Source organism: Halobacteriovorax sp. RT-1-1, from assembly GCF_047085455.1.
GTDB lineage: Bacteria > Bdellovibrionota > Bacteriovoracia > Bacteriovoracales > Bacteriovoracaceae > Halobacteriovorax_A.
On the sequence record NZ_JBKIXZ010000001.1, the window covers coordinates 1,779,921 to 1,792,237 of the forward strand.

Genomic DNA, 12,317 nt, shown 5'->3' on the forward strand with positions numbered 1-12,317 from the left:
ATGACATGTTTCTAGGTTTAAAGTAACATGTAATATATGTAGGCATAATTGGAGTTATGCCTAGATATAAAAAAATAGAAATCGACGTGGGGAAAAATTGATATATGACCCATGTGAATGATAAAATTATAATAAGCAAGGAGCGCTTATGAAACAGCTTAGATCTCTGTCTGGAAGGACGTCTCAAGCATCGACACCTTTAATCGATAATACAAAACCGACATATGATGAATACGATATGATTGTTCTATCTAGTGGAAGCAATCAGAGTGAATTTGCCCAAAAGCATAATAATGATGAAGTTATCCATAAGACTCTCATGATTAAGTCTAAGTATATTTCTTGGGCCTACGATCTTGTGGCCTCAAAGATTACAAGAAAGAAACCAGGACTTGGGACAATTCTAAAGGCATTAGTTGAGCAATATGATAAGGAGCTTATTCGTAAGAAGAGACTCCTAACAAAGCTTAGAAACCTTTTTGATCTAATCATTGATGATACAGAGCTTTTAATCTCTAATAAGAAACATGGCCGTATCTCACAGGCCCAGCACTACCAAGAGCGTGTCCTTAAAGGACGCCATATTTTTAAGAGACTTCACTTCGAATATATGTTTGATGAAGATGACCTTTTAGAGGCCTTTACAAAGAAAGAATTGGCCCAAATTAATACATGGGTTATCTCGCCTAAGGAAAACCTTCTAGAAGCACTAGAGTCATGGTCTAAGAGTTATAAGCATACAGTTGATAAAGGATCGTTTCAGTAATGGTTGGAGTAAGCTATTCTAGGTCAAGGGCCATAAGGCCTGCTAGATCGAATGCAAAAATTAACGATATCTTTGAAGACTTTCTAACCAAGTCTAATTCTGCTCATACTAGAGATGCCTATAGACGAGACTTAAAAAAGTTTCTAACGTTTCTAAAAGGATTTGAGACCTTTTCAAGCCTATCTGATGTTTCCCAGAGGCATATCTCGGCCTACCGAGACCATCTTCTAAAAAACGAAGAACTAAAAGATGCCACGGTGGCAAGACATCTGTCGTCCATAAAGCGCTTCTTTGACTTCTTAGTTGAAAAAGAGCTTTGCTATAAGAATCCAGCAACTGGAGTCTTTCGCCCTAAAGTTGTCATGGAAGTTAAAACCAATGATCTTAGTGCACCTGAGGTTATGGACCTCTTTGAGAGTGTTAATCAAAACAACCGCGATGGTAGCTATAATCTAAGTGGTGTCCTTCACTATACGATTCTACGTGTGATGTTCTATACTCTACTGAGAAAGTCGGAATTAATTGCGCTTAAAGTAGGGGACTTTGCTAGTGATAATATTGGCAATTACCTTCATGTACGAAGTAAGGGTGGCAAGAAACAAAAGGTCTACATCTCTGATGAAACCTTCAGTGACATTAAACACTATATGGAAGTCTTTAGCGCTCGCCGTGAATTTCTTGAAAATGAGCCTTTGTTTACCTCTGGCCGTAAGTCTCAGGAACTTAAACCTCTTAATCGAAATACCATCGATCAGATCTTTCAAAAATACGCAAAGCTTGCTGGGATTAAGCATAAGATATCTCCGCACTCATCACGTGCTACAGGCATTGGTAATCTCTATGAGAACGGAGCAAGCCTTGAGGATCAGGCAACGTATGCGAGGCACTCAGACCCGCGTATGACTTTTTTGTATAATAAGCGTCGAAAAGAAAAGATTAATGAAATTGCAAATATTGTGAATTACTTAGAAAAGGATAGTTGATGAGATTAGTTTTAATTGCACTACTTCTAGTGTGTGCTTCTTGCTCTCTACCGCCAAAGAGAGGGGCCAGTGAAGAAGAGATTAGTTATAATAGAGTTTTAGATTTAAAAAAGTCAGGACGATTAAATATTTCTACGGCCTTTGCTCAAATATACAAAATAGAAAATCCTGATAGCGCTCGCCTAGAAGAAATTGATTATCTTATATGTGAAAATCAGCAAAACACCAGAAAAATATATTATCAAAATAATTACCTGTGCTGGTCGGAACTTTCAAGGAAATATCCTAATTATAGGACCTCAGATGTAAAAAGACACTTAGATGAAAATAGAGGAAAAATAAATCCTAAGAAAAAAATTGGTTTATATGAATTTTCATTTGGACAATCCTTTCTAAGAAGTAGCTCATACAAAGCTATAAGTAACAGCGATAAAACTCAGCATTATTCTTTTTTCTATACTTCACATGAAAATGCTAAGTACTCTCATGCCTTATTGATTGGATTATCTTTTTTAAAAACTAAAAAATTAAAATTTAATCAAGAATACGACTTACATCAGAATGTACTATCATATGGGTATTCATTTAGAGCTCAATTCTTAGAATCTAAACTGAATGCGAATGTTGAAATTTCCCCGACATTTGTATCAAACTTTATATCTAAGGAGGAGTCCGATAAATCTACAACAAAAGTAGGTGGGCTAATCAAAATTTCTATCGACTATTTATTATATAAAGCAGATTACTCTATCTTTAATCCGTATTACTATTTAACCTTTGGGGTTTCACACTATCAAAACCCAGGTTTTGATCTCGATGGTGTTGGCTTTAAAGGCGGAGGTGATACAAATTGGTTTATTGGTATAAAGCTCTAATTAGGTACGTCGATACTTTTTGTATAATTTGTAAAGAGCCTCGAACTAAATTCGAGGCCATTTAATTTATTAATTATTTTTCGTAACCGCGAGCTTCAATTTCTGCTCTTACGATCTTTTTAAAATCATATGCATCAATTACTCCGCCGTAAACAACTGTGAAGTATCTTGGATTTGATTGTAATTCTCTAAATGTTACAGGATCTCTTTTTCCGTTTAGAGCTGCTTGAAGAAATGTCTTATAGCCTCTTGACTCAAGGTACGCTATACCTTCTTCTGTTAAAACTGTATTTCTCTTATACCCTTCACAAAGTGACCTGCTGTCATTTAGATCCTTTAATACATCAAGGAATTCTTCATTCGAAATTTTAAAACGTTTTGCAACTGAGCGTTTAAACTTTTTAAAATCTTTCTTATGATCTTCACTATTTTCGTTCATCGTCGACACAAATCTCTTATAGAATTTATACGTCCCTTTGTAATGAATCGACTTATAAAGAACAATTGGTGATACCAATACTGCAGCAAGTGGCGATACAATAATTGAGTATGCATCTCCACTTGCCAATAGAAATTCGAACATATCTTTATACTCACTGCCCATAACTGCTAAGACATTTTTAGAAGCTTTCTCATTGTGCTGGATTGTAGTGTTTTCATAAATTCCTACACAATTAGCTGAAACAGATGCTGAAAGTGTTGATACTAATGCTAGTGCTAATAATAATTTTCTCATGTTTTTCTCCTCGTTTTTATAATCATGTTTTGTTTGTTTGATTGTTTTTCTGTGAGGACAAGATAATCGATAGCTGAATTTCTCTCATTTACATCAGGTGACGTTTTCAAAAAGTGTGTAAGCTTTACAATAAATTAAGATTTTTTAAGTACTTGTGAGTTAAGGATGTTCCGATGATACTTTCATGTCATATCTCGATCTATGTAGTGAATACAAGAAATCACGTGAACTATTCTTTAAAACCCACGATGACGCCGCTGGTTTCGCAATAAATTTATATAAAGGCTTTAAAAGTCATTTGAGCATTGCTGAGAGTGAGTACGATCTTATTAAGTTAGTTCCAACCATTCAGTTTAGTGAGGAAGATGAAGGAGAATACTACTCTCCAATTAATGAAGATGTTTCTTACACTCCACATGGGGCCGTAAGATTAGATGAAAATGGTTATTGGAAATTTTCAATCTTATTAAGGCTTCACATGGATGGTAATAAGAATATACAACCAGCAGAGAATATTAAATTCGATATCAGCTACAAGAAAGTGCAAGATATAATTTACTTTAAGTACGTTCAGGACAAGCCTGATATGCAAGTGAATGCACAAGAGCTAATTAGCTACTTAAAGGAGAGTGTTTATCCTGAGATGGAAAACACAGTCGTTGAATTTTACCGATGCCAAGTGAAATTCTTTCAAAATGATAGAAGCCTAGAGCGAAAGATTGGGCTTATCCCATGAGCGCACCCCTAAAGTAAAAACTTACCGATCAAGACTTGTCCGTAAACCTGGCCATTAATTCGAAGTTGTTGAATCTGAAGGCTGATGGTTTCAGTTTTGCTGACATACTTTTCTTGATTCTGTTTTTGAGTTTTATTTGTCAGTTGAAATTCCTGCTTTAGCTGAATGACTCTATTATTAATAAGGCGACATTCATCACTAGTAAGTGAAACATCTTCGACATAGTCGAAGCTAAAGTTTTCTACACTTATTTCACATGCGTAAAGAGCTTGCTGAATAAGTAGTGATATTAAAATAGGTAATAGTAATTGTCTCATAAATCTTGTGTAATTGTGTTGTTCTAATTCTCTATAGTTAGTTGAACTATGTAAAGAGTAAGCAAGGGTACAAATCACAAAATAATAAATTCGTATGCTTACCAAGTAATTCTCGAATAATTCTCAAGGTGTTGAAATCGTTCACTAATTGGTGACTTTACACCGATATAAAACAAAAGAATTCAATAGGGAGAGTTATGAAAAAGATCGTTCTATTTTTTCTGCTTACAAGCTGTGCAAATATGTCGACTGAACCAGAGCATGTAAAAGCAAGTTATGTTTCACCACAAAAATACGCAAACTTTGATTGCAAGATGCTTGTAAGTGAGTATGGCGGATTAAAGCAGCATGAGAAGGTTCTTGTTGATGCTCAACGAAGAAGGGTTGATGATAGCTATAGCCAGGCACTCATGTTTGGAGGCATAGGAAAAGGCGATGGCGTTGAAGCCTTTGAACTTGCTAGTGTTAGAGGTCAGATTATAGCCGTTAAAAAGAATTATGAAAGTAAGAACTGTATGAAGGTTTCTTCGAAATAAAAAAGGGCCACATCAGTGGCCATATTTCATTTATTAAATAACCGGCTTAAACCTTACCTCATCAAGAACTTTGTTTAACTCTCCAGTAATGAAATCTTGATTTAGTGTACTTTCAAAAAGGATGTAATCCTTAGGTTTAAATTCAACTTTATTGTTAATCTTAACTTCTTTCGTCTCCACAGCGCCGCCTTCGTATGACATCTTCTTCACTTTAAAAGCGAAATCGAGTGAAAGAATATTATCAATACAAGACATTCCTAGATTCATGGTCTGAATACTTGTCCAGTCTTTGATGTCAGGCGGAGTGATTTTTGCTTGAATCATTCCGGCCTTATTTTTAAGGGGCTTAAATTTGAATTTTAGAAAGTTTTCAAAGATTTCAATGAAGCTCAAAATATTCTTATTTGGAAGGATATCAAGTTGAAGATGCCCACACTCAAATGGTGTATCAATATCTCCACAGATAACATAAAGGGAAGTGGCCTTCTCAGTAATAAGGCAGTTTTCAGCTAGTTTAAAACTAAAGCTTGTCTGCTCACCGCTTGCTTTAACAGTTTCAATAACTTTAAATGCCGCTTCGTCCTTGGCCTTAAACTTCTTTATATTCACTTCACACAGGTGAATGCCTATTTTTGATAGATCGGCTTCACCATGGGCCTTAATCGTAAGCTCTCCATTAATCTGATCGCCCTGGGGCCAGCTCTCGCCAGCAAGCTCTAAATTCAACTCTAATGGTTTTAAGAAGAAAGTCCCTCTCATAATATATGCCTTTTCTTTATGTAGGTTAAAAATACTATTCTACTGTAAATAGAAGGTAGACGCCACCTGAATACAAATTGTTATATCCAATTAAGTTTGTTGTAAATTTTAATGTGAATGGTTATAGTAAGATTGAATTTATCAGGGTGGTGCTTTTATGAATATAAAAAGAATAAATAATGAAAACTTTGAATCTGTTGTATCTAGTGAAAGAGGCGTTTTCGTTATCAAGTTTTATTCTGACACTTGTGGCCCATGTAAAACAATGGCACCTGTCTTTGATGCCTTAAATGAGAATAATCCAGACGTGAATGTCTATGAAGTAAATACCATGGAGAGTCCTGAGATTGCGGATCACTTTGGTGTTCGTGGAGTTCCATACACGGCCATTTGTGAAAACCGAGAAGTTCTTTATGACTTCACAGGACTTACTCCTCTAGGGGAAATTCAATACGTGATAAACAATATCAACGACTCACACTTTCGTTTAACAGGTGAGTTTAAGGCACCGGAGACAAAGAAGAACTACTTCTTTGAAGCAATCGTCATTAGTTTGCTAGTTGCCTTTGCTCTAGCTATCTTTTTTGCATAGGCCATCTTGTATAGAGAATATAAACTTTTCATTAAGTTTACTAAGCGATGATTAATTTGCTACTTACTAATGATGAAAACAATTATTTTCACCTTTTTCTCCATTCTTTTGGCCACGCATTCGTTTGCTGCAAATGATTGTGCTGATCTAAGTGACGACTGTGCGTATTACAGCTGTATAGAAAAAGAGCGAGTATGTGGAAAGCGCGGTTATCCCTTGGCCTTTGGGCAAAAATATTGCAATAAATTCGATTCTAGGGTTGAGAAGTTTTCTGAAGACGGTCGGAATTGGATTCAGGATGTTAAGGCCTGCCTAATCTCGGGCATGAATGACATTTCTTCTGAGTCTAGTTGTAAAGAGTTCAAGAAAACGGCCATCTCTCACCACGTTCCTTGTTATCTGAGTGCAGGCTACTGTGAACTTAGCAAGGAAGATAAGAAGCAGGTTATAAAGATTGTCAGAGCATCGGCCTGGAGACTTGATATCATTCTTGCTGGCTACCAAGTTATTTCAAGCTGTTTAAATGATTGATAATTGCTCTTTTAAGCACTTAATCCACGCCTGTGCATTTCGTGAAAGAAAGTGATTCTTCTTTGTGACAAGCTTAAGAGGGAAGTGAAATGTCCCCTTTGGATATAATCTTTTAAGCTCTTTTGCCTTGATTTCTTTTTCAACCATAATTGACGGAAGGATTGAAACCCCAAGGCCTTGTAAGACCATTTCCTTGTGTGACGTTAAGCTATTTGATGAGATAGTAATCTTAACGTTCTTATAGTCCTTATTCATCTTAGAAATAGTCGGGTATTTCTTCGTCGTCACATCATCTACTTCACGTGAGCCAATGAATGATCGTATAACGTCCAAATTCTTGTGCTCAGAGGCCTTAATAACTAAATCATAGGGGATTGATGCAATTTCCTCCAATTCAAGTTTGTGGGCGTATTTGGCCATCTCTGGCGTATGAAAAAAGAGTCCAAATTCAAACTCTCCGTCTTCAATCTTATTAAATAAATCAGATGAGAAACTTGTAAAACACGCTGGTTGTACCTGCGGATATTCACTAAGGAATTCTTTTAAGATTCCTGGGACAAAATGTGCAGAAATCGGCTCACTAGCACAAAACTTTAAAGGGCCTGAGCATTCAAATTTTCCGTCACTTACGATATTTTCGATATCTTCAACTGTTTTAAAAATAAGGTCACATTTGGCATAGATCTCTTGGCCAATATCAGTCAGGGTCGTCTTTCTCTTTTCACGGTTTAAGAGTTTCACACCAAGCTGATCTTCTAATAGGGCCACTGTTTTACTAATCGATGGTTGCTGGACGTAGAGCTTCTTAGACGCCTTTGTGAAGCCTCCGTACTTTGCGACGTAGTAGAAATGCTTTAAATGACCTAATTCCATAAGACTTCCTATTATTCATATTAAGAATGATAATTATGTTTATTATATATTATATCTATTGAGTGGTTTCAACTATAAATACTTCAACTTATAATTAATAGGAGAGTTTATGAAGGTTTTGGCCGCTTTATTTATTGTAAATTTAATAACTTTTACGAATGCATATGCATCAGGCTGTTTTGGTTATAATGAGTATATAGTTTCAATTAGACCAGGGTATCTCACAACGGCCAAAGTCTATCGTGAAAGCCTGCAGATCAAGAGCGTCTACACTAATGTTTCAAATATCGTATTTTGGGCACAAGTTAATGATGAAAAGGTCTTCTTTCAGTCGAAATTTATGGAGCCTTCGCTAGCGCAAAAAGCTTATGATTTCATCACTAACAGATTAAATGAATCACTGAAGTTGATTGCACAATTAAATGAAGTAGAATTTGAAATCTATGATGACTGTGATGATTACCGCGAATATGTCACACGAAACCAATACGTAATGAATATAGACTTCAATGGATATACTGCCATTGAATTTAAGAATTTGTAGGGGAGACAAGCCGTTAACTTTATGGACATAGCTAAAAACATTACAAATAAGACCTTTGGGATGAGAATTTCTGGCATAGTAAATAAAATATTGTAATTTTAGTTAATAGGAGTCCCACTTGAAAAAATTATTAGTCTTAATTTCGACATTTTGTGCACTTAACGTTGTTGCAAGTCAGGCGCTTAACCAATTTCCATTAAATTGTGGAATTTTTGAAGGTAATGATATGAATGCCGTTGAAGGTAAATACACTTGTGATGAGTACCGAATTATTGCTTTTACATTATCGGCCGATGGTTCAATCAAGAAGAATGCGCTAAACGCAAAATGCTACTCGAGTTATGGCGATGCTTATTCAGACTACGAGAAATATCGTTCGATTGATGTGTGTAAATAGTAAGAAATAAAATTTAAAAAGATATAGTTAAGGCAGAGATTTTTCTCTGCTTTTTTTATCACTAATAAAGCGCTCTTGGTAAGGGGAGTGGTCGTATATTAATTTAACAGTACCAGTAAAAGCTTCAATAGATATCATTGTAATCAAGTAATACGCTATTATTTAACAAAATTGGGAAGTTATATGTCTAAGTTGTTAAAAATTCTACCATTACTCATGCTTGCTATTCTAAGTACTAGCTGTGGAAAAGATAGCATTAACACTAATAATCAAATTATTGCAGGTAATAGTGTTATAGGTAAGGATGACAGAAGAATAAGTGCAAATAATCTCCCCCGCAGTTTAAGCAATAGAGTTGGCCAGTTAGTTTCAACAATTCCCTTAAGGAATTCTATTAGTACTTCTACTTGTACAGGTTCTCTCATTGCAGATGATTATGTTATTACGGCCGCTCATTGTATTATGAGTCTGAAAATATACATTAAGACTGATACTATTTTTTATCCTGGGCAGCTAACGAGTGAAAGTACGCCCGAAGGTGGCTTCATTGTTACTCAAGCCTATATTCTAAAGGAATATTTCGAAGAAGATTTAGAAACAGTAGATCCTAATACTGATATTGCGATCTTAAAAATCAAAAAGAATTCTCGGGGTGAATCTGCTGGTAGGCTACTTGGTGAATTTCAGATGACAGCTGATGGACCCACAAAAAAGACTGATGAAATTCTGACAATTGGTTATCCTGGTGATCTAATAATAGGAACTCAGTACTTTCAAAAAGATTGTAAGGTTAAAAATCGTTTCTTTAATAGAAGTAGTATTAAGTTTGAGTGTGATACTTATTTAGGTCAATCTGGAGGGCCACTTCTTAGATACAACCAAAATTCTCATGATTATGAAGTATTTGGTATCGTTAGCTCAGAATTGCCTTCGATTAATCTTGGTGCAAAGATCACAAACTCTAGACTCGAAGACTTTCAAACAATCATAAATGGTGGAGTTCCTGATAAAAAATGGATGAAATTCACTATCAAAGGAAAGTAATTATTATAGGTCGTATTTATCTACTTCAATAAAAATAGTATCACTCTCTAAATGTTTATCATTAGGAGAGTTTTTCATGAAAATTATGCAATTTTCTATAGTTACAATTTCATTACTGTTTTCGATGCGTATCGTAGCACAAGACAGTTGTTCAAGTGTAAACGAGGTAACACAGGAACAATTTGATTGCTCAATTGAGATCCTTAAAAACACAGCAAGTAACACGAAACTTTCCCAAGTAAAGGCGCTTAATCTTTGCCGAGAATATTCACTAGATATTGAAAATATAATGTGTGGGGTAGATCTATCACCACGAGATATTAAAGCGGGTATTGAATTATGCTTAAATTACACACGTGATCAACTAGAGTGCGGGAAAGACCTGAATAAAAAAGTTTCAAATTTAAATATCAAAGAAGCTGTAAGCTACTGCGCAAACGAGCGCCAAGAAGATATAAACTGCTCATTAGATTTATCTGATAATAACTCAATGTGGATACCTAATTCATTTAAGGACAACTTAACGACTTGTAAGAAGTATTCAGGTGAAACTATTGAATGTGCAGTTACGACGAGCTCACTTCTTTCGACTTACGGTTTTAATTACAATCTAATGTTATGCCATGAGTATGATTATGAAACAGTGAAGTGTGTCGGAAATATCTCTAACGAATCATCATTTGGAAAACTTATTACTCAATTTTTTGATACTGCAGCTCTTTGTAAATCACAAGGTGAGAAAGTTACCCGCTGTGCAGTTAAATATGCTGAAGATAATTCTTCAGTAACAGATTTAGTTAGTACAACAAGATTGAAAGAGAATCTGAAGAAAGGGTTTGTTCGATGCAATATGGTTACTCAGGTTCTATGATTAAAGATAAGAAGCTTTTTAAATTTTTGTTAATTACTTTTATTAGTGGTTTTCTTTGTCAGGGATTATTTCTTTATTATAAGAATAGTTTATTCCTAATTATAGCGATGTGGACTCCTGCGATTGGCCTACTGGGACTTGGTGAAGAAGCTAAAGACGTTATTAAAAATCTAAGAGTTTTTTCTTTTAAATATATGGCACTCACGCCTATCGTTGCACTGACGCCATACATCCTGTCACAGTTAAGTTTTTATATGCTTGATTTAGGGGCATGGAATAGCGAAAGCTTTGTTTTGAGTCCCGATTTTTCCAGAATAGCTGAAGTTAAAAAAATTGGTTTAATGCTAGGGACAGGTGAGCAGTCATATTCATTCCTTGCTTTGAATCTATTTATAACAATTCTAATTGGAACTATTCCAACAACAATTATGGCCACTCTTGGAGAAGAGATTGGATGGAGAGGGTATTTACAAGATACTTTAACTACTAAGTACGGCTTTTTAAAGGGAACGCTTCTCGTTGGATTGATTTGGGCATATTGGCATATTCCTGCAAACCTAGGAGGTGTAAATGGTGCAGAGAACGTTTTTCTGACTACCTTTATTACTTTCCCTTTAATTATTATTTTTATGAGCTTTGCCCTGGGGTGGTTTAAAATAAAGTCTAATTCAATTTGGGTTTGTGCTGTTTTACACGGAATAAACAATACGGTCTCAGGTATTTATCTAATAAGGCCATCTAATCCAAAAACTGGTGAGTACATTGAAATGATATTTAGCATTTTGGTTGGGCTAACATTTATAGTTATAACAATTATGCAAAATAAGAAGTCAAGCAAACAACATAGGCAAGGCCAAAGAGTTCAGTTATAGAGATTCTGTGGTAAGGGTTGTTGTATTTTTTTATGCCAAAATTAAGGCGTAATTTTAGATCTTATTAGATAGGTATAGTGATAAAAGGGGAAAATGTTTTACCCCACATAATATTCGTTATATGGGGTAAGACCATATTGTAACTTATAATAATGATTATAACCCCAATTTTTGCTGTGTTCACCTAGGCAATTTTTAGCACAAAAAACGCGACAACTTGGTCGCGTAATTTATTTGAATCTCTTAGAATCCATTAACGTCACTTTTTTCGTATTATTTCTAGCGACAGAAATTTGTCAGTTGATATAGCTTCTCACATGCTCTGGCCGCTGAGAAACAATCTGACATATCACGTGAGATAAACATCTGTGATCCACATGAAACTTGGCCTAGGTCTTCAACGAAGATTTCGTGTGTTTTTTCTTCAACTAAACGGCCTTTGAAATATGCGCTCATTTTTATGATATTTTTGCCCGTGTGTAGCACAGGTTTTTTTCGAAGGTTTTTGGCCCATAGATTGACTGAAGTTTTCGTGCGCTGACTAGTCATATCGTAACGGAGAGTTTTCGATTTATTTCGGCCTTTTTCGTCCGTGTATGACACGACGATTTTATCGGCCTCTAGATTTTGCCCCACAATGAAGTCTTCAAATCTTACGGGATATAGATGTCGCGTTTTACATCCAAACGCCTTTACGGCCTGATTTGAGCCGTTGTCGCACTTGATGCCAACACCACCAATTAAAGTCGCAGCTTCATAGGTATTTTGCTGTGTATTTTGAAAATTTAAGCCGTATGAGTAACAGCTAAAAATAGCTGCTAAAATGACCAGGGAAAGTTTCATGAAAAATCCTTCTTTTATAAAACAATAAGTAAGCAAAAATTA

17 protein-coding genes are annotated in these 12,317 nt (G+C 35.4%); 12 read left to right on the forward strand and 5 right to left on the reverse strand.

Going from position 1 to position 12,317, the window contains the following annotated elements:
• Positions 1-148 precede the first annotated feature (148 nt).
• The 3 genes from ACMAWV_RS08730 to ACMAWV_RS08740 are packed head-to-tail and all read left to right on the forward strand — an operon-like array spanning position 149 to position 2,624.
• The gene (locus ACMAWV_RS08730; RefSeq protein WP_412469558.1) at positions 149-766 is read left to right on the forward strand and encodes a hypothetical protein; all 618 of its coding nucleotides are present in this window, start codon (positions 149-151) and stop codon (positions 764-766) included.
• Complete coding sequence (locus tag ACMAWV_RS08735; protein ID WP_412469557.1) at positions 766-1,749, forward strand: tyrosine-type recombinase/integrase; 984 nt, start codon at positions 766-768, stop codon at positions 1,747-1,749. Before ACMAWV_RS08730 ends, ACMAWV_RS08735 begins: the two co-directional genes overlap by 1 nt.
• The gene (locus tag ACMAWV_RS08740; RefSeq protein ID WP_392991931.1) at positions 1,749-2,624 is read left to right on the forward strand and encodes a hypothetical protein; all 876 of its coding nucleotides are present in this window, start codon (positions 1,749-1,751) and stop codon (positions 2,622-2,624) included. Before ACMAWV_RS08735 ends, ACMAWV_RS08740 begins: the two co-directional genes overlap by 1 nt.
• A gap of 73 nt (positions 2,625-2,697) precedes the next feature.
• Here ACMAWV_RS08740 and ACMAWV_RS08745 read toward each other — a convergent pair whose 3' ends face one another.
• Positions 2,698-3,360, reverse strand: coding sequence for a hypothetical protein (locus ACMAWV_RS08745; RefSeq protein ID WP_412462611.1), 663 nt, complete (start codon positions 3,358-3,360; stop codon positions 2,698-2,700).
• Between the two features lie 184 nt (positions 3,361-3,544).
• Between ACMAWV_RS08745 and ACMAWV_RS08750 the strand changes: the two genes are divergently transcribed.
• Positions 3,545-4,096 carry a hypothetical protein gene (locus ACMAWV_RS08750; protein ID WP_412469556.1) on the forward strand — a complete coding sequence of 184 codons (552 nt, stop codon included), beginning with the start codon at positions 3,545-3,547 and terminating at the stop codon, positions 4,094-4,096.
• Positions 4,097-4,104: 8 nt separating this feature from the next.
• Here the strand turns inward: ACMAWV_RS08750 and ACMAWV_RS08755 are convergent, their stop codons facing one another.
• Positions 4,105-4,413 (reverse strand): hypothetical protein, encoded by a 309-nt coding sequence (locus ACMAWV_RS08755; RefSeq protein ID WP_412469555.1) that lies wholly within the window; start codon positions 4,411-4,413, stop codon positions 4,105-4,107.
• A 197-nt stretch (positions 4,414-4,610) separates the two neighbouring features.
• Here ACMAWV_RS08755 and ACMAWV_RS08760 point away from each other — a divergent pair, with 197 nt between their 5' ends.
• Entirely contained in the window at positions 4,611-4,949 is a 339-nt protein-coding gene (locus tag ACMAWV_RS08760; RefSeq protein WP_392991941.1) for a hypothetical protein, read from the forward strand.
• Between the two features lie 33 nt (positions 4,950-4,982).
• On the opposite strand, the gene ACMAWV_RS08765 is transcribed toward ACMAWV_RS08760, so the two are convergent.
• Entirely contained in the window at positions 4,983-5,708 is a 726-nt protein-coding gene (locus ACMAWV_RS08765) for a hypothetical protein (RefSeq protein ID WP_412469554.1), read from the reverse strand.
• A 157-nt stretch (positions 5,709-5,865) separates the two neighbouring features.
• Between ACMAWV_RS08765 and ACMAWV_RS08770 the strand changes: the two genes are divergently transcribed.
• Positions 5,866-6,300 carry a thioredoxin family protein gene (locus ACMAWV_RS08770; RefSeq protein WP_412469553.1) on the forward strand — a complete coding sequence of 145 codons (435 nt, stop codon included), beginning with the start codon at positions 5,866-5,868 and terminating at the stop codon, positions 6,298-6,300.
• A gap of 72 nt (positions 6,301-6,372) precedes the next feature.
• Entirely contained in the window at positions 6,373-6,831 is a 459-nt protein-coding gene (locus ACMAWV_RS08775) for a hypothetical protein (protein ID WP_412469552.1), read from the forward strand.
• Here ACMAWV_RS08775 and ACMAWV_RS08780 read toward each other — a convergent pair.
• On the reverse strand, positions 6,820-7,704 hold the full coding sequence (locus tag ACMAWV_RS08780; RefSeq protein WP_412469551.1) for a LysR family transcriptional regulator: 885 nt from the start codon (positions 7,702-7,704) through the stop codon (positions 6,820-6,822). The genes ACMAWV_RS08775 and ACMAWV_RS08780 overlap by 12 nt on opposite strands.
• Positions 7,705-7,813: 109 nt before the next feature.
• Between ACMAWV_RS08780 and ACMAWV_RS08785 the strand changes: the two genes are divergently transcribed.
• From ACMAWV_RS08785 to ACMAWV_RS08805, 5 genes are all read left to right on the forward strand, one after another.
• The gene (locus ACMAWV_RS08785) at positions 7,814-8,248 is read left to right on the forward strand and encodes a hypothetical protein (protein ID WP_412469550.1); all 435 of its coding nucleotides are present in this window, start codon (positions 7,814-7,816) and stop codon (positions 8,246-8,248) included.
• A gap of 118 nt (positions 8,249-8,366) precedes the next feature.
• Positions 8,367-8,645 carry a hypothetical protein gene (locus ACMAWV_RS08790; RefSeq protein WP_412469549.1) on the forward strand — a complete coding sequence of 93 codons (279 nt, stop codon included), beginning with the start codon at positions 8,367-8,369 and terminating at the stop codon, positions 8,643-8,645.
• A gap of 183 nt (positions 8,646-8,828) precedes the next feature.
• Positions 8,829-9,689 carry a trypsin-like serine peptidase gene (locus ACMAWV_RS08795; RefSeq protein WP_412469548.1) on the forward strand — a complete coding sequence of 287 codons (861 nt, stop codon included), beginning with the start codon at positions 8,829-8,831 and terminating at the stop codon, positions 9,687-9,689.
• Between the two features lie 76 nt (positions 9,690-9,765).
• Complete coding sequence (locus tag ACMAWV_RS08800) at positions 9,766-10,560, forward strand: hypothetical protein (RefSeq protein WP_412469547.1); 795 nt, start codon at positions 9,766-9,768, stop codon at positions 10,558-10,560.
• Positions 10,557-11,432: a CPBP family intramembrane glutamic endopeptidase gene (locus tag ACMAWV_RS08805; protein WP_412475827.1), complete on the forward strand. Its 876-nt coding sequence runs from the start codon at positions 10,557-10,559 to the stop codon at positions 11,430-11,432. The genes ACMAWV_RS08800 and ACMAWV_RS08805 overlap by 4 nt, the downstream gene beginning before the upstream one ends.
• A gap of 279 nt (positions 11,433-11,711) precedes the next feature.
• Here the strand turns inward: ACMAWV_RS08805 and ACMAWV_RS08810 are convergent, their stop codons facing one another.
• The gene (locus ACMAWV_RS08810; RefSeq protein ID WP_412469545.1) at positions 11,712-12,275 is read right to left on the reverse strand and encodes a hypothetical protein; all 564 of its coding nucleotides are present in this window, start codon (positions 12,273-12,275) and stop codon (positions 11,712-11,714) included.
• Positions 12,276-12,317 lie beyond the last annotated feature (42 nt).